Source organism: Variovorax sp. Varisp85, assembly GCF_047304045.1.
Lineage (GTDB): Bacteria > Pseudomonadota > Gammaproteobacteria > Burkholderiales > Burkholderiaceae_C > Variovorax.
This window is the reverse complement of sequence record NZ_JBGLYN010000022.1, coordinates 35,282-51,265: the sequence shown is the minus strand read 5'-3', so window position 1 is coordinate 51,265 and position 15,984 is coordinate 35,282. Positions and strand designations below refer to the sequence as shown.

Genomic DNA, 15,984 nt, shown 5'->3' with positions numbered 1-15,984 from the left:
TCGTCATGCGCTGCGAAGCGGCACCACTTTTGCAGCGCGCGCGGGCGAATAGTTCAGCAGGCCCGAGATCTCGTCGGCCGTGCCGCGCACGCGCAGCACCATCTCGTCCATGCGGCTCTCGTCGATGTGGTCCGAGGTGACGGTGGCTCCCAGCGCCGCCACGATGTGGCCGCTGTGGTCGCGCACCGGCGCGGCGATGCTGGAGATGTTCGATTCGAAGAAGCCCTCGCCCAGCACATAGCCGCGCTGGCGGTCGGCCTGCACCATGTCGAAGAGTTCGTTCACGGTCTTGGGCGTGCTCGGCGAGAAGGTTTCGAGCTTGTCCTCGGGGTAGAGCGCGCGCAGCTGCGGCAGCGTGAGGTCTTCGAGCAGGATGCGGCCGAGCACCGTGGCATGGGCCGGCAGCCGCGTGCCCACCGTCACCGAGCTGGCGAAAGGCGTAGGCGGCGCGACCTTGGCCACGTAGACGATGGAGCGGCCGTCGCGCACCACCAGGTTGCAGGGCGTGCGCAGTTCGTCGCACAGGCGGTTGAGCAGCGGCGTGCCGAGTTGCGTGAGTTCCAGCGACGCGAGGTATTCGAAGCCCAGGCGCAGCACGGCCAGGCCCAGGCGATAGTCGCGCCCGCCCTCGGCGCGTTCCAGAAAGCCCATGTTCTCCAGCGTGGTGAGCAGGCGGAACACGGTCGAGCGCGGCAGGTCGAAGCGGCGGGCCAGTTCGGGGGCGGAGAGCGTGCGGCTCTCGCGGCTGAACTCGCACAGCAGGCGCAGGCCGCGCTCCAGCGCCGGCACGTTGTAGCGGTCGGCGCCCTCTTCCATCGCTTCGTTGTCGTTGGTGGCCATGCCTGTTCTTTCCTTGAATTTCTTGTCTGTGTGTATTGCGGTCAACCGGCGAGCGATTCGCGCAGCAGCGTGGCAACGGCCTGCGGTTGCTCCACATAGCCGGCGTGCCCCGCATCGTCCAACAATTCGAGCGTCACGCCGCACTGGCGCGCGACCTCGGCGCACGACGCCGGCGGCGTGACCACGTCGAGCGCGCCGCAGGCCACGCGCACCGGCATCGGCGGCGGCAGGTCGGCCAGCAGGTCGGCGTTGCACAGCAGCTCGACGGCCTGGCGGTAGCCATGGTCGTTGAGGCGGGCCATGTTCCAGAGCACCCACCGGCGGGCATGGTCGCTCGCCTTGTCGGACACGAGCCGGCCCGCACGCTTCGCGGCCATGCCGGCGATGCCGAGTTCGTCGAGTGTGGCGAGGCGTTCGGTGCGGACCTTGGCGCGGGCTTCCGCGCGGGACGGCGCGCCGTAGCCGATGGCGGGGCTGACGAGCACGAGGCGGCGGATGCGCGAATCGGTGCGTGCGGCCGAGGCGGCGGTGATCGCGCCCAGCGAATGGCCGACGAGTACGCACGAATCGATGGCGAGTGCGTCCAGCAAGGCGCCCAGCCGCGCCGCGTAGTCGGCGGCAGTCGGTGCGGTGGCTTCGAGCGGCGTCGATTCGCCGTAGCCCGGCGCGTCCCACGCGATCAGGCGGGCCTGCGACGCCAGCAGCGCGGCGGTGTCGAGCCACGACGCCGCACCCGAGCCGATGCCGTGCAGGCACACGACCACCGGGCCCTGACCGCATTCGCGCACCGACACGACGGCACCGCCGCCCACGCCCACATGGCGGGCCGGAAAGCGGGCGTCGAGCCGGGCCAGCTCGGAGGCCGGCAGGTCGGAAGCGATGGCGTCGTTCATGGCCGGCTCGCTCAGCGCTTGATCTTGGCCAGCGGGTGATCGGCAGGGTACGTCGGCGTGACCGGCTTCTTCGCGCCGAGCATCACGCACATCAGCGCGTCTTCGTCGCCGATGTTGATCTCCTCGCGGTACACGCCGGGCGGCACCGAGATCAGGTCGCGGTCGGTCATGATGGTCTCGAAGCGCTCGCCGTCTTTCTCGATCACCACCTTGAGCTTGCCGCGGATCAGGAAGAACACTTCTTCCACGTCGGTGTGCAGGTGCGGCGGTCCTTCGTGGCCGGCGGGGATCACCATGGTCGAGAAGGTGAAGTGCTCGGCGGGCACGGTGTTGACGTCCTTCGCAACGCCGGTGCCGCCCGTGCCCACGTAGCGCATCTGGGCGCGGCGGAACTTGGGGTCGAAGTCGGCCTGGAACTTCAGCGCATCCCAGTCGTACTTGCGGGTTTCGTAGCGTGCGATGCGGGTGTTCATCCACTCCGCGAGGCTCGCGCCTTCGGGCTGCGCCAGGCTGCTGTTGCCATCGGTGATCTTTTGCTGTTCGGACAGATCGCTCATCAGGTGTACTCCTTGGTCGGAAAAATTCGTTCAGTGCATCGCAAAGCCGCCGTTGACGGCAAGCAGTTGGCCGGTCACGAAGCGCGAGAGGCCGGAGAGCAGGAACAGGGTCGCGCCGCACACGTCGGCGGCCTGCTGCTCGCGCGGGATGGCGCGGCCTTCGAGGTATTTCTGGTGGCGCGCCATCGGCACGTACTCGGTCGCCTCGACCAGCGTGAGGCCGGGCGCCACGGCGTTGACGGTGATGTTGTCGCCGCCCCATTCGCGTGCCAGCGAACGGGTCATGGCAATGACGGCGCCCTTGCTCGACGCATAGGCCAGCAGGTTGGGCGCGCCCCACAGCGCGGTGTCGGACGCGAGGTTGACGATGGCGCCGCGGCCGCTTTCGGCCAGTGCGGGCCGGCAGGCGCGGCCCATGAGCCAGCTGCCTCGCACGTTGACGTCCATCACGCGGTCCCACATGTCGATCTCGAGCTGGTGTGCGTCGCGCCCGCCCGAGTTGGTGATGGCGGCGTTGTTCACGAGGCCGTCGAGGCCGCCGAGCAGTCGAACAGCTTCGGTGGCGCAGGCCACGATGGAGCCCGGATTCGACAGGTCGACCGGCAGCGCGTGGGCGATGCGGCCCGCTTTGCGCAGCGCCTGCGCTTCGGTGTCGGCCAGCTCGCCCAGGATGTCGGCCAGCACCACGCTCGCGCCTGCCGCGGCGATGCACTGCGCGAAGGCAAGCCCGAGGCCGCGCGCGCCGCCGGTCACGAGGATGCGGCGACCCGCCAGCAGGTTGGCGGGCAGTTCGGCCAGCAGTGCCTGCAGGCTCGAAGGATCGGGAATGGCTTTGAGTTCGGACATGGGATGCGTGGTTCAGTCGGCCTGGATGCCGAGCTCCTTGATGACCTTGCCGAAGCGCGTGTAGTCGGCGGCGTTGGTCTTGCCGAGCACGCCGGCCTCGCCGCCCACGGGCGTGGTGCCGAGCACCGCCATGCGTGCTGCAATGTCGGGCATCCTGAGGATCTCGTTGAAGTGGCCGTTGAGCATCTTCACGATCTCGGGCGGCAGGTTGCGCGGGCCCCACAGGCCGTTCCAGGCCGTGACCTCGACGTCCTTGTAGCCCATCTCCGCCAGCGTCGGCACGTTGGGCGCGAGCGGCGAGCGCTGGGCCGAGGCCACTGCCAGCGGGCGCAGCTTGCCGTTGGGGATGTACGGCGCCACCGGGCCCAGCGTGATGAAGGTGACCGGCACGTGGCCGCCGAGCACATCGTTGATGGCGGGTGCCACGCCCTTGTAGGGCACGTGCGAGAGGCTCGCGCCCGAAGTGCGGGCGAACATCTCGCCGAGGATGTGCATCGGCGAGCCGCTGCCCGGGCTCGCATAGCTCAGCGACTTGCCGTCCTTCGCAGCGGCCACCGCATCCTTCACGCTCGCGAAGCCGCTGCTGCCGGCGGCCACGAGAAACAGCGGCTGGCTGCCCGTCTGCACGATCGGCGTGAAGCCGTTCAGCACGTCGTAGCCCGCGGAGCCGTTTGTCTTCAGCACCAGCTGCGCGATCGAGAAGGTGCTGGGCGCTAGCAGCAGCGTGTACCCGTCGGGCGCGGCCTTGGACACGTAGGCGCTGCCGATGATGCCGCTGGCGCCGGGGCGGTTGTCGACCACCACGGGCTGGCCGACGCGCGTCGACAGCTTTTCGGCGAAAAGCCGCGCCAATGCGTCGGTGTCGCCACCGGCCGGATAGGCAACGACCAGGGTGATCGGCTTGCTCGGGTAGCTTTCTGCCCAGGCGAGTCCGGTGGCGCAAGCGGCCGCCAGGGAAATGGCAGCGGCAAAGGCATGGCGGCGTGTGTGTTTCATCGGGTTCTTTGGATCGTGGTTTTGTTTCACTAACGAAACAACGATTTATTAATGGAACGCCACCAAGAATACCGAGGAAGACAACTTCATGACTAAGTACAAACCCTGATCTCTGTGACACAACGAAAACAGGGCGGCCTTTGCGGGCCGCCCTGCGGGATTGGAAAGCGCGGTTGCCGCTTCAGCCGCCGTAGCGCGCCACGGTGAGACCTTCCATGTCGATCTCGGGCGCCCGGCCCGCGATCAGGTCGGCCATCACGCGGCCGGTGCCGGCCGCCATGGTCCAGCCAAGGGTGCCGTGGCCGGTGCTCAGCATCAGGTTGGGAATGCGGGTGGCGCCGATCACCGGCGTGCCGTCGGGCGTCATGGGGCGCAGGCCGGTCCAGAAGGAGGCGTCGCGCACGTTGCCGCCCCTGGGGAACAGGTCGGTCACGACGTGTTCGAGCGTGTCACGCCGACGCGCGTCCAGGCGCAGGTCGAAGCCCGAGAGCTGCGCGGTGCCGCCCACGCGGATGCGGTTGCCAAGCCGCGTGACGGCCACCTTGAAGGTCTCGTCCATTACGGTCGACTCGGGCGCGCCGCCGGCATCGGAGATGGGCACGGTGATCGAGAAGCCCTTGACCGGATACACCGGCAGGCGAATGCCCAGCGGCCTGACCAGCGCGGGCGAGTAGCTGCCGAGCGCGACCACGTAGCGCTCGGCGGTGAAGCTGCCGGCATCGGTGCGCACAGCCGTCACGCCCTTGACTGCATCGTGCTCGAGGGCCTGGATGTTCACGCCGAACCTGAACTTCACACCCTCGGCTTCCGCCAGCTTGGCGAGTGCCTGCGTGAACTTGAAGCAATCGCCGGTCTCGTCGCCGGGCAGGCGCAGGCCGCCCACGAACTTGTCCTTCACCGATGCAAGCGCGGGCTCGTACTGCACGCAGCCTTCACGGTCGAGCACCTGGTAGGGCACGCCGGAGGCCTTGAGCACTTCGACGTCTTTCGAGGTGCCGTCGAGTTGGTGCTGCGTGCGGAACAACTGCAGCGTGCCCTGCATGCGCTCGTCGTAGGCGATGCCGGTGTCGGCGCGCAGGGCCTTCAGGCAATCGCGGCTGTACTCGGCGAGCCGCACCATGCGGCCCTTGTTGACCTCGTAGCGCGCCTGCGTGCAGTTGCGCAGCATCGCAAGGCCCCAGCGCCACATGGCCGGATCGAGCATCGGCTTGATGACCAGCGGGCTGTGCTGCATCAGCATCCACTTGATGGCCTTGACCGGCACGCCTGGCCCGGCCCACGGCGCCGAGTAGCCGGGCGAGACTTCGCCCGCGTTGCCGAAGCTGGTTTCGAGCGCGGGCGCCGGCTGGCGCTCCAACACCGTCACCTCGTGCCCGGCACGCGCCAGGTAGTAAGCCATCGAGGTGCCAATGACACCGCTGCCGAGAATCAGGACCTGCATGAGAACAACCCCTTGAAAGCTGCTGCAACGCAGCCGAGGGTACAGGCTAAGCGCTACAGGCCGAGCGCATCCTGCAATTGCCGTGCCGTCCAGCGCTTGGGGCTCTGCGGCCAGGCCTCGAGCAGCGAGACCATGCGCGCATTGCGCGGCGCGCTCAGGCCGTGCTCCTGCGCGAGGCGCACGACCTCGCCGCTGAGCGAGTCGATCTCGGTGCGGCGGCCCAGCGCCAAGTCGTCGGCCATGCTGGAGCGGGCCTTGGCATCGATGCGCAGCATGCGCGCCGCAACGATGCGAAACAGCCAGTCGGGCAGGCGCAGCAGGTTGACCAGCCGGTGCGCCGGAACGGCAGCGACCTGCGCCGGTGCAATGCCCGCGACCTTGAGGATGTCCAACGCCTCCTCGATCAGCGACGCGAAGCAGCGGCGATAGCCGCGCAGCATCAGCTCTTCGCGCAGCGGCAGGCCCGAGAGCGCGTTGACCGAATTGTTGAGGTTGAGCATCAGCTTGCCCCACTGCACGGGCAGCAGGTCGGCATGCAGGTCGAGCGGCACGCCGGCGCGCTCGAACACGGGCAGCCAGGGTCGCAGCGCCGCATCGTCTTCCGCGGCCAGCCGGCCAGCGGTGCCGCGATGGAAGGCGCCGGGGCCGATCTCGGCCACGTTATACGGCACCATGCCGGCCCGCACATTCAGCGAGGGGCCGGTCTGCGATGCGGCCGCGGAATTGGAGATGCCGTTCTGCAGCGAGACCACCGTGGTGCCCGCGGGCAATGCAAAAGCCAGCTCGCCGGCCGCCGCGGCAGTGGCGCCGCTCTTCACGCACAGCAGCACCAGCGAAGGCCGCGCACCCACCGGGACCTGGTCGCACAGCCGCAATTTCTCGGCAGGCAGCCTGCGCGTCGCCCCGTCGATGTCGGTGAGCGTCAGGCCATGCGCCGCGAGCTTGTCCAGCATGCGCGGACGTCCGACGAAAGTGACGGGCACGCCGGCCGCTGCAAGGCTGCCGCCGATGAAGCACCCGATGGTGCCCGCCCCCATCACGAGCACTTCACCGGGGATTGCGTCTGGCATGAAGTGCTTGTGCGGGTCGAGACGGGTGGATGGTCAGGCGCGTTCCGCAACCCAGGCCTGCACCGACTGCAGCGCGGCCGCAAGGCCCGCCGCGTTGGTGCCGCCGGCCATGGCCATGTCGGCCTTGCCGCCGCCCTTGCCGCCGACCTGCTGGGCCACGAAGTTGACCAGCTCGCCGGCCTTGACCTTGCCCACGCTGTCGGCCGTGACGCCGGCCGCGATCTGCACCTTGTCACCGTCGACGGCGGCCAGCACGATGGCGGCGGTCTTGAGCTTGTCCTTGAGCTTGTCCATGGTGTCGCGCAGCGTCTTGGCGTCGGCGCCGTCGAGCTTGGCCGCGAGCACCTTGATGCCGTTGACGTCCACGGCCTGCGAGACGAGCTCGTCGCCCTTCGACGACGCGAGCTTGCCCTTGAGCGCCCCCACTTCGCGCTCGAGCGCCCTCACCTGTTCCAGCACCTGCGTAAGCCGGCCCTGCAGCTCGGCGGCCGGCGACTTGAGCGTGGCGGCCACGCTGTGCACGGTCGATTCGAGGTCCTGCAGGTAGGTGAGCGCGTTGGCACCCGTAACGGCCTCGATGCGCCGCACGCCGGCGGCCACGCCGCCTTCGCTGACGATCTTGAAGAGGCCGATGTCGCCCGTGCGGCCCACGTGGGTGCCGCCACAGAGTTCGCGGCTCGTACCGATGTCGAGCACGCGCACGGTCTCGCCGTACTTCTCGCCGAACAGCATCATGGCGCCGGTTTTCTGGGCCGACTCCATGTCCATCACGCGGGCCTGGGTCGGCGCGTTGGCGAGGATCTCGGCGTTGACGCGCTTCTCGATCTCGACGATCTGGTCGTGCGAGACGGGCGCGTTGTGCGCGAAGTCGAAGCGCGTTTTGTCGGCATCGACCAGCGAGCCCTTCTGCTGCACATGGTCGCCCAGCACTTCGCGCAGGGCCTTGTGCATCAAGTGGGTGACGCTGTGGTTGCGCATGGTGGCGGCGCGGCGGGCGGTGTCGACCGCGGCCTTGACCGCGTCGCCGACCTTCAGCGTGCCCTGCGTCTGGGTGCCGTGGTGGCCGAACACGTCGGCCTTGATCTTCTGCGTGTCTTCCACGCCGAACTGCACGCCTTCGGCAACGAGCACGCCCTGGTCGCCGACCTGGCCGCCGCTCTCGGAATAGAAAGGCGTGGTGTCGAGCACCACGATGCCGGGTTGGCCTTCCTTCAGTTCCTGAACGGCAGCGCCTTCGAAGTACAGCGCCACGACCTTGGCGTTTTCTTCGAGGTGGTCGTAGCCGGTGAAGGTGTTGCCCGCACCGGCGTATTCGACGTTGCGGTCCATCTTGAACTTGCCGGCGGCGCGGCCCGCAGCCTTCTGCTTTTCCATGGCGGCGTTGAAGCCGGCCTCGTCGACGCTCACGCCACGCTCGCGGCACACGTCGGCCGACAGGTCGAGCGGGAAGCCATAGGTGTCGTGCAGCTTGAAGGCGACTTCGCCCGGCAGCACCTTGGCACCACCGGCCAGCGCCGCGTCGAGGATTTCCATGCCGTTGGCCAGCGTCTCGAAGAAGCGCTCTTCCTCGGCCTTCAACGTATCGGTGATGCGCTTCTCATCGGCCACCAGCTTGGGGTACGCATCGCCCATGAGCTTCACGAGGTCGGGCACCAGCTTGTGGAAGAAGGGCTTCTTCTGGCCCAGCTTGTAGCCGTGGCGAATGGCACGGCGAATGATGCGGCGCTGCACGTAGCCGCGGCCTTCGTTCGACGGGATCACGCCGTCGGCCACCAGGAACGAGGTGGCGCGGATGTGGTCGGCAATCACCTTGAGCGAGTTGTTCGCGAGGTCCTGCGTGCCGGTCTCGCGGCCGGCCGCCTTGATGAGCGCGTCGAAGATGTCGATCTCGTAGTTGCTGTGCACGTGCTGCAGGATCGCGGCCAGCCGTTCCAGGCCCATGCCGGTGTCGACGCAGGGTGCGGGCAGTTTCTTGACCGAGCCGCCGGGCTGCATGTCGAACTGCATGAACACGTTGTTCCAGATCTCGATGTAGCGGTCGCCGTCTTCGTCGGGCGAGCCGGGCGGGCCGCCGGGGATCTCGGGGCCGTGGTCGAAGAAGATCTCGGAGCACGGGCCGCACGGACCGGTGTCGGCCATCATCCAGAAGTTGTCGGACATGTAGCGGCCGCCCTTGTTGTCGCCGATGCGCACCACGCGCTCGGGCGGCAGGCCGATTTCCTTGGTCCAGATGTCGTAGGCCTCGTCGTCTTCGATGTAGACGGTGGCCCAGAGCTTCTCGGCCGGCAGCTTGTAGACCTCGGTCAGCAGCTCGAAGGCCCACTTGAGCGATTCGCGCTTGAAGTAGTCGCCGAAGCTCCAGTTGCCCAGCATCTCGAAGAAGGTGTGGTGGCGCGCGGTATAGCCCACGTTCTCGAGGTCGTTGTGCTTGCCGCCGGCGCGCAGGCAGGCCTGGACCGAGGCGGCGCGCACGTAGTTGCGCTTGTCTTCGCCCAGGAACACGTCCTTGAACTGGACCATGCCTGAGTTGGTGAACATGAGGGTCGGGTCGTTGCCCGGCACCAGCGAGCTCGAGGCCACCACCGTATGGCCCTTGGAGGCGAAGAAATCGAGAAAGGTCTTGCGGATGTCCGCGACCGTGAATGTGGGCTGGCTCATCTTTGGATTCGTCTTCTGTCGAGGGCGGCGCGGCGATGGCGACCCTCATGTCGAACCCACTGCGGCGAACCGGCCTAACTGCTTGATTTGCTTGAACAAACGATTATAGGTTTGGCCATGCGCCCGCGCCGCCTCGCAAGCTGCACGATCCGGAGGCCACGGCTAATATGTGACTTGGCGCAAAAGAAGAGAACCAAATACGGCCGGCGCCATCCGTACTTGTACGGACACAAGATCAAGGAGCTCGAATGGCAAGCCAAGAGGCGGATCAGCACTGGAAGATCGAAGACCTGGATTTCTCGCGCATCGCGCTCGACAAGGTACGCCCGGACGAAAATCTCTTCTACCTGGTGACCTCCGCCTCCTTCGTCGAGAGCGGCTCGGACCTCTACACACACAACCTGGTCGATTTTTTCCGGGGCGACGACGAGGTCACCGACTGGTTGTCGAACCACTGGGAACTCGAGGAACTGCAGCACGGCAGGGCCCTGCGCGCATATGTCCGCCACGTCTGGCCGGAGTTCGAATGGGATGTCGCCTATCAGGGCTTCCTGGAGGAATACGCGACCTACTGCAAGGTCGAGTTGCTGGCCCCGACCCGCGCCCTCGAAATGACCGCCCGCTGCGTGGTCGAGACCGGCACCGCCACCTACTACCGCGCCATGGCGCGCTGCACCGACGAACCCGTGCTGCGGGACCTGGCGACCCGCATCGCGACCGACGAGGTCAACCACTACAAGCACTTCTACCGCTTCTTCCGCCGCTACCGCGAGCAGGAAAAGCTGGGCCGCCTGCGCGTGATGGGCACCATCGGCCGCCGCACGCTCGAACTCAAGAGCGAAGACGCCGACTGCGCGATCCGCCACGTGGTGAAGACGCGCTCGCCCGGCCGCGCCACCGACACGGCCTACGTGCAGCAACTGAGCGCGGACATGAACAGCACCATCCGCACCAACCTGAGCCCCGGCCACACGCTCAAGATGCTGATGCGGCCGCTGGAACTACCGGCAAAGGTGCAGACGGTCATCCAGTACCCGATCATGCAGTTCATGCGGCACGTGTTCCTGCGCTGATGGCCGGAAAAATATTGCCAAATAGTTCACGTTTTTATGAGTGTCCTACGGCAACTGCCTATTTCCGACTGACACCCGGACCCCAGGGGGGCATCGACGATACCGATGCTGTCACGCAACAGGGCCCATAAAAGAAGAGCTCTCGGTCAGTGCCCAGAGCGCCCCTCCATGGGCTATTCGTACCCGCTTCGGCGGGTATTTTTTTGGACTCGCCCCACGCACGGCCCAGAGGCCGCCCCCTGGCTCAGGTCGCCGAAGTCAGCCCGGGTTTGCGGGTTCCGTCCAGCGAATACAACTGCGGCCGCTCGTCGGCGGCGGCACCTTCGGCGGGCATTCCGTGCGCCACATTCTGCGGCTGGCGATAGAGCTCGTTCTCGAGACGCCTGACGCGTTCGGCGTACATCCTGGCGAGGGCGCTGTGATGCTCTGCCGCAGCCTGATGCTCGATGCGCGCCATCTGCGCCTCTTCCAGAAGTGCCGCCGCGCGCCGGAGATACGCGGTGTGAGTCGGGCGAAACAAGAAGTCGAACGTCATTTCACGCTCCTTTCCGCGAGGGTGCGGTGGGAAGCCATGTTCCTCCGCGCCAGCCTTCAAGTCTGTCGGAACACGCCTACCTTCGGGTTACCTGCTTTTGTTGCGGCATTTCCGCCCCTGCTCCATGCCCGTGGCACGTTGTCCGTTCTTTGTTTGATCCGATGGCGACGAAGCTACCCCAAGTCCGACCGCTTGCAATCCAGGACCGTGCTTGTCTCGATCGTTCGCAGTGCCGGCACCTTGCCGACGAACGTCACCCCGGCACGTATCAGGCGCCACTCCCCTGCCTTGAACAGCTTGAAGAGGTGCGTAACTTCGTCACTCGCGGCGGGAATGGCGTTGAACACGTAGACCGGCTCGCCCCCCTGGGTCTCGTCCATGCTCAGCAGCTCGGCCCTCATCTTGCCCATGGTGTCCGCGTCTTTCGTCCTCTGGCGAACGACGTCCATGTTGACGGTGCGAGAGTGCTCGTCGATCGAGATCCTGCGGATCCAGGGAGCCGGCCCTGCGCCGCTCGAAGCAGGCGCGCACACGATCGTTCCAGCGGCGCACGACCCGGCTGCCGCGGCGAGGAGCAGATGGACAGCCAGCCTGGTGGGTTTGAATTTCATGCTCGATATGGTGCCAGCCTCCTCCTCGGTGGGGTGAGCATCGAAGGACATGCCACCGCAGTTCGAGCGGGAGGGAGCGGCCCGGCGCAGGCACGTTCTTCAGTAGGAGCCGGGCGGCGGCGTGTGCTTGAAACGTCGCGCCGTCGTCATGCTGATGAGCCGGGCGCGCGCGGCGCCGAGCCTGGCGCGCCCTGCACCGACCATGCCGCCGAGGGCCGATTTGACTGCGTCCGCGGTGGGCGATTCCCTCGGATACGAGGGGGACAGGCCGCACTTGCGCATCAGCCGGTTCACCTGATGGATGCGGGCAACCTCGCGCGTGGCAGCGGTGTAGAAGGTCACCCCGATCGAAATCGACAGGCGATCGCCTGGGCCAGCCCCGTCGACCTTGGATCTCGTCATGTGGGGCGAGGTGCTCGGGAAATAGATGGCATCCCCTGGCTGCGCATTGAACTCCAGCCCGCGCGGCAGGAACGCTTCGTCGAAACGCACTTTCTTGAGCGACTGCGTGACGATGAAGTCCTCCACGGCATCGGCCGGCACGATGGTGCGATCGCGGTGATCCCAGACGTTGAGGGTCTTGTGCCCATGCAACTGCAGCCAGAAGTTGTTCTCTCGGTCGATGTGAAAGGGCGTGACGGACGGCGGCGCAGAGAAGAAGACGAATCCGTTCACCCTGAAGATGTCCGGCTGCTCACGTTCGACGAGAGCGCGCATCGAATTCACCACCGACATCAGCAGGGCCTGATAGCGGGGAATGACTTCGATGTTGTAGAAGGAAACCGACGAACCCGGCTCCTCCATGCGCTGGAAGAATTCCTCGATGCTGCGCCCGTCAGGATGCCGGCTGTCGTGCGCAAGCGTGGACGCGACCGTCCTGTTCGGGTTCATGAACCTGCATTGGTCCAGCTTCGAGAGTTCCATCCCGAGCTTCACGAGTTCGGGCACCTGAAACAGGGGATGCTCGTGAAAGTTGTGGTGCATCGGCGTGATCCTCTGGGTGGAGAAGCCGCCAGGGTCATCCGGCCACACGCGAAACGTCGTTTCCGAAGTCCCGACCCAATTCAAGTTGGTCACGCGCATCGCACCCTCCAGATCGCTTTTGGGCCCCTGCCGCCGAACCGAGGCTCGGGCAAGGCCTGCGAGCGAAAGTAGTACTTTCTATTTCAATGCTGGATCGAATACCTGACCTCCACCTGACAACGGGAGGCTTGTCGGGAAAGTCCCTATGGCAGCGAGGAGGTTGTTGAGCGCGCGAGCCTTGAGCAGGCTGGGAAATACATACCGCCTGTACCCGGCGAGTAGGTGCGTTCGCTGCGGCGATGACATGGCCTGCGTAGCAGGCATGGAGCGGGTGAAGGGAATCGAATTAGTTCTTCTACCTCCCAAGAAAATTGAAGATCATCCCTTGGATGCAATACTTGTTCCCCGCTTTGTTCCCCTGAACTTGGGATTCGAATCCCTTGAGGATGCTGCCCGAGTGAATTTGTTGCCCTCCCGCGACGCGATATCGGACTAAGCACCCTGCTTGCACCCCGCGGTATCCCGCGAACATCGGTAGGCATGTTCCGTCGACTCAGGTGCAAATGCCCTCGAGGTGTGCGCGTACGGACTCGGCGACCGGCCAGACCGAATGGTCAGCCGGATAGCTGCAGCAGCCCTTTCACTCGCACCAGTCGAGCGCCACCGTGGTGGCGGCCCTTGCGCCATGCGCAGAAATGCACGCGCCCGTCTTCTTTACTTCCCAACCCTTTCTGGCAATCAAGGTTGGTACAGTTGAAGTGAGGGCCCCACGCCCTCCCTTCGAGCAATCGAAAGGACGGAAGGCAACTTTTCGAGAAGACCCGGCGTGCAGAAGACCGATATCCAACTTCCCCTCGATGATCCCATCGATCTTTGGGATTTCACCCGGCTCATCGCCAAGTCCATCTGCCCCAGCATGCGAGAAGCCGAAGACTATGCCTGGCTCCAGAAGAAACTCGTAAAGCTGCCGACCTCGGATCTCGAGGTTCAATCCGATATGTCAGCGGCAGAACGAACAGCGCTGCTTCGAATCCTGCCAGGTCTGCCACCACACGCCGGCATGCCCCCAAAAGAGCGAGAGGCGTTCATGGATGCCTATCTGAAGCATCCCGACCGCCTCCCTTGGAGGCCCGTGTTTGTGAGCGAAGAAGCGGTTGCCGCCAACGGCTACCAGATACTCCAAATTCAGGAGCAGCATCGCCTCGCACTTCAACAAGAAATCGCATCAGGCAATCTCATCGCATTCAATCAGCATCACATCGACGAGGGCCGTGCAGGAAAGAACACTTTCATCCGTCGCGAAGATGCGTTGAACTACCTCAAGGCACATCGGTTTCGCACGGTTGATGATCCGGCCTCTCGCTCCACCCACTCCGCATCGAAACTGAAAGCTTCGGCCACAAAAGCGGCAATACCGCCCAAAGCACTTGAAGCCGATCACCAAAGTGATTTGGTGAAAGAAAATTCGACCAAAGGCGCAGAAGGGACGACAGCACTCGTTGACTTCGCTGCTCCCGTAACGACGTCAATCGCGGCATCGCCGCGGCCGAAAATGAAGCCGCCATCCTCCCGACAGGACAGCAAGACTGAGCGATCACCGAGGGAAAGCCAAGAAGCTTGGGTAGCACCCACGCAGCACAGCACTGCCACCGTGATCTTGCGCCGGCGCCAAGTCGAGGCCCGAACCTCGTTGTCGCGCTCGGCCATATATGACCGACTCGACGCAAACTCCCCGCGCTATGACCCCACCTTTCCCAAGCAGGTGAAACTCGGCAGTTCAAGCGTCGGTTGGCTGGAAAGCGAAATTGAAAACTGGCTCGCCTCGAGGACACGCGCGTCGCGCCTCTGAAGCCAACGAGAGTCAAAGCAGAGCTACCGGAAAGACGAACTTGATGCCTGGATCGCATCTCGCCCGCCGAAGGAACGTTGATTCTCGCCGACGTTGATAAATCACGATCAACTGCAGCAATGAGCCCATTCGCTTATGCCCGTTCATCGTCGCGCGCAACTTCCAGACATTCGGACAGTCGCTCAAGATAGGTTGGATTTGTATCTGAGCCGATATGGCGCCACTGATAGTGCGGTTGATCGATGGCAAGTTGACCCAGCGCGGTAGCCCACAAGTGAGCGCTCAACGTTGCAGCATCACAGACTGAACTGCGATTCCGAATGGCTGTGCAAAGTACTGCGCGAAGCCGCTCCAGTCCAGCTTGCATGCCAAGTATCTGGTGGATGCGATCGGCCTCCTCGCTCGCTAGGCGCGCGCCCATCTCACTCTCGCGCGCTAGCGTGGACTGCAGGCTGACGCCGATTCGGGCGTCGCGATTCGTTCTGCCTACGCCGGTTGCGGTGGAGGCAAGCATCAACTCGGAAATTGCGATGGTGAGCTCTTCAGCGGAGGCCGGCGGCGGCTCTGGGTTGTCCGGCTCGAAGACGCCAATTTCGCGGTCTGCCCGCTCGCGCAGGAGCGCCGGCCGAATCTCGCCCATCGCAACCAGCAGATCGACCTCGACTTCCGAGACACGCCGCGCGATAGCGAGCCGCTCGATGCTGCGGTCGCTCCCGTTGCGCCAGGCTAGCCCCATCGCGTCGCATGTGATACCCCACTTCAGGGTGCCCAGAACCTGCCAGTAGTGAACGCGCTCCTCATCCACACGCCGCCCCGATTCGGCCTCGTAGCCAGCGAAGAGCTGCGCCCGTGTGCCCAGGCCTCCGGCCTCCAGCCCCACGTTACCGAAGCGCCAAGAATTGACACAAAACCATCCCAAATCCTCCATCGGATCGCCCAGGTGCGCGAGCTCCCAGTCAAGCACCGCCCGCACGCCGTCCGCGCCTACCATGAGGTTGCCGTTGCGGAAATCGCCGTGAACGAGCACCAATGGCTCGCTATCCGCGGGCTCATGTTCCGCAAGCCAGCGCAGCGCCAGCTCGAACACCGGCCGCAGCGTGCCGTTGGCGCGATGTGCCGCTTCCCAATGTCGATGCTCCTGCACCGCACCGCCGCGGCGCAGACAAGGTAACTTCGCCTCCGGCATCGCATGGATTCGAGCCATCAGTGCGCCGCATTCGGCAGCCAGGGTGCACCGTGCCTGCGCAAAATCCGAATTGCGAAGAATCGCGCGAGCCGACGACTCACCCTCCACCCGTCGCATCAGGTAGCCATCGCCCAGCCCGTCGGATGGCAACAGTTCGCCGATCACCTCGGGCACCGGCACACCGGCCTCCAGGGCGGATCGCAACAACGCGGCCTCGGCGGCCATGCCTGCGCTGCCTTGCTGGCCGCTCTCACTCCATTGGCGGCTACGCCGCAGGATCAGCCCCTGCGCGCCACGCGGCGACAAGGCATCGAAAGACCAGACCTCCTGGCTCGCACCACCTGAAACCGCTCTCAGCGCAGCAATGGCCGACGCATCGGGGCGGTGGCGACGCAGTGCCATCAGC

At 65.3% G+C, this 15,984-nt stretch carries 14 protein-coding genes; 2 read left to right on the top strand and 12 right to left on the bottom strand.

Features of this window, described 5'->3' with window-relative positions; all coding sequences use genetic code 11:
* Window positions 1-3: 3 nt before the first annotated feature.
* From ACCC97_RS11550 to alaS, 8 genes are all read right to left on the bottom strand, one after another.
* Complete coding sequence (locus ACCC97_RS11550; RefSeq protein WP_007834759.1) at window positions 4-840, bottom strand: IclR family transcriptional regulator; 837 nt, start codon at window positions 838-840, stop codon at window positions 4-6.
* Between the two features lie 41 nt (window positions 841-881).
* A complete protein-coding gene (locus ACCC97_RS11545) occupies window positions 882-1,733 on the bottom strand; it encodes an alpha/beta fold hydrolase (RefSeq protein ID WP_413332881.1) in 852 nt (283 codons plus the stop codon).
* Window positions 1,734-1,744: 11 nt separating this feature from the next.
* A complete protein-coding gene (locus ACCC97_RS11540) occupies window positions 1,745-2,290 on the bottom strand; it encodes a cupin domain-containing protein (protein ID WP_007834755.1) in 546 nt (181 codons plus the stop codon).
* Between the two features lie 30 nt (window positions 2,291-2,320).
* The gene (locus ACCC97_RS11535) at window positions 2,321-3,136 is read right to left on the bottom strand and encodes an SDR family oxidoreductase (protein ID WP_007834753.1); all 816 of its coding nucleotides are present in this window, start codon (window positions 3,134-3,136) and stop codon (window positions 2,321-2,323) included.
* A gap of 12 nt (window positions 3,137-3,148) precedes the next feature.
* A complete protein-coding gene (locus ACCC97_RS11530) occupies window positions 3,149-4,132 on the bottom strand; it encodes a Bug family tripartite tricarboxylate transporter substrate binding protein (protein WP_007834751.1) in 984 nt (327 codons plus the stop codon).
* Between the two features lie 181 nt (window positions 4,133-4,313).
* Window positions 4,314-5,573: a D-amino acid dehydrogenase gene (locus tag ACCC97_RS11525; RefSeq protein ID WP_413332878.1), complete on the bottom strand. Its 1,260-nt coding sequence runs from the start codon at window positions 5,571-5,573 to the stop codon at window positions 4,314-4,316.
* Window positions 5,574-5,626: 53 nt separating this feature from the next.
* Window positions 5,627-6,643 carry a 2-dehydropantoate 2-reductase gene (locus ACCC97_RS11520; RefSeq protein WP_007834747.1) on the bottom strand — a complete coding sequence of 339 codons (1,017 nt, stop codon included), beginning with the start codon at window positions 6,641-6,643 and terminating at the stop codon, window positions 5,627-5,629.
* A gap of 33 nt (window positions 6,644-6,676) precedes the next feature.
* Window positions 6,677-9,301, bottom strand: coding sequence for an alanine--tRNA ligase (alaS, locus tag ACCC97_RS11515; protein WP_413332876.1), 2,625 nt, complete (start codon window positions 9,299-9,301; stop codon window positions 6,677-6,679).
* Between the two features lie 248 nt (window positions 9,302-9,549).
* Between alaS and ACCC97_RS11510 the strand changes: the two genes are divergently transcribed.
* Window positions 9,550-10,374: a ferritin-like domain-containing protein gene (locus tag ACCC97_RS11510; RefSeq protein ID WP_413312073.1), complete on the top strand. Its 825-nt coding sequence runs from the start codon at window positions 9,550-9,552 to the stop codon at window positions 10,372-10,374.
* Between the two features lie 244 nt (window positions 10,375-10,618).
* Here the strand turns inward: ACCC97_RS11510 and ACCC97_RS11505 are convergent, their stop codons facing one another.
* The 3 genes from ACCC97_RS11505 to ACCC97_RS11495 form a co-directional block, all read right to left on the bottom strand.
* Complete coding sequence (locus tag ACCC97_RS11505) at window positions 10,619-10,909, bottom strand: hypothetical protein (protein WP_007834733.1); 291 nt, start codon at window positions 10,907-10,909, stop codon at window positions 10,619-10,621.
* A 173-nt stretch (window positions 10,910-11,082) separates the two neighbouring features.
* Window positions 11,083-11,520, bottom strand: coding sequence for a hypothetical protein (locus ACCC97_RS11500; RefSeq protein ID WP_413332874.1), 438 nt, complete (start codon window positions 11,518-11,520; stop codon window positions 11,083-11,085).
* 99 nt (window positions 11,521-11,619) lie between these two features.
* On the bottom strand, window positions 11,620-12,603 hold the full coding sequence (locus ACCC97_RS11495) for a JmjC domain-containing protein (RefSeq protein ID WP_413332872.1): 984 nt from the start codon (window positions 12,601-12,603) through the stop codon (window positions 11,620-11,622).
* 766 nt (window positions 12,604-13,369) lie between these two features.
* Between ACCC97_RS11495 and ACCC97_RS11490 the strand changes: the two genes are divergently transcribed.
* Window positions 13,370-14,392 (top strand): helix-turn-helix transcriptional regulator, encoded by a 1,023-nt coding sequence (locus ACCC97_RS11490; protein WP_413332870.1) that lies wholly within the window; start codon window positions 13,370-13,372, stop codon window positions 14,390-14,392.
* Window positions 14,393-14,525: 133 nt separating this feature from the next.
* On the opposite strand, the gene ACCC97_RS11485 is transcribed toward ACCC97_RS11490, so the two are convergent.
* Window positions 14,526-15,980 carry a phosphotransferase family protein gene (locus ACCC97_RS11485; protein ID WP_413332868.1) on the bottom strand — a complete coding sequence of 485 codons (1,455 nt, stop codon included), beginning with the start codon at window positions 15,978-15,980 and terminating at the stop codon, window positions 14,526-14,528.
* Between the last annotated feature and the right edge of the window lie 4 nt (window positions 15,981-15,984).

Coding starts and splice junctions, on each gene's coding strand:
- ACCC97_RS11550 (WP_007834759.1), bottom strand. CDS start 840: ATGGCCACCAACGACAACGAAGCGATGGAAGAGGGCGCCGACCGCTAC.
- ACCC97_RS11545 (WP_413332881.1), bottom strand. CDS start 1,733: ATGAACGACGCCATCGCTTCCGACCTGCCGGCCTCCGAGCTGGCCCGG.
- ACCC97_RS11540 (WP_007834755.1), bottom strand. CDS start 2,290: ATGAGCGATCTGTCCGAACAGCAAAAGATCACCGATGGCAACAGCAGC.
- ACCC97_RS11535 (WP_007834753.1), bottom strand. CDS start 3,136: ATGTCCGAACTCAAAGCCATTCCCGATCCTTCGAGCCTGCAGGCACTG.
- ACCC97_RS11530 (WP_007834751.1), bottom strand. CDS start 4,132: ATGAAACACACACGCCGCCATGCCTTTGCCGCTGCCATTTCCCTGGCG.
- ACCC97_RS11525 (WP_413332878.1), bottom strand. CDS start 5,573: ATGCAGGTCCTGATTCTCGGCAGCGGTGTCATTGGCACCTCGATGGCT.
- ACCC97_RS11520 (WP_007834747.1), bottom strand. CDS start 6,643: ATGCCAGACGCAATCCCCGGTGAAGTGCTCGTGATGGGGGCGGGCACC.
- alaS (WP_413332876.1), bottom strand. CDS start 9,301: ATGAGCCAGCCCACATTCACGGTCGCGGACATCCGCAAGACCTTTCTC.
- ACCC97_RS11510 (WP_413312073.1), top strand. CDS start 9,550: ATGGCAAGCCAAGAGGCGGATCAGCACTGGAAGATCGAAGACCTGGAT.
- ACCC97_RS11505 (WP_007834733.1), bottom strand. CDS start 10,909: ATGACGTTCGACTTCTTGTTTCGCCCGACTCACACCGCGTATCTCCGG.
- ACCC97_RS11500 (WP_413332874.1), bottom strand. CDS start 11,520: ATGAAATTCAAACCCACCAGGCTGGCTGTCCATCTGCTCCTCGCCGCG.
- ACCC97_RS11495 (WP_413332872.1), bottom strand. CDS start 12,603: ATGCGCGTGACCAACTTGAATTGGGTCGGGACTTCGGAAACGACGTTT.
- ACCC97_RS11485 (WP_413332868.1), bottom strand. CDS start 15,980: ATGGCACTGCGTCGCCACCGCCCCGATGCGTCGGCCATTGCTGCGCTG.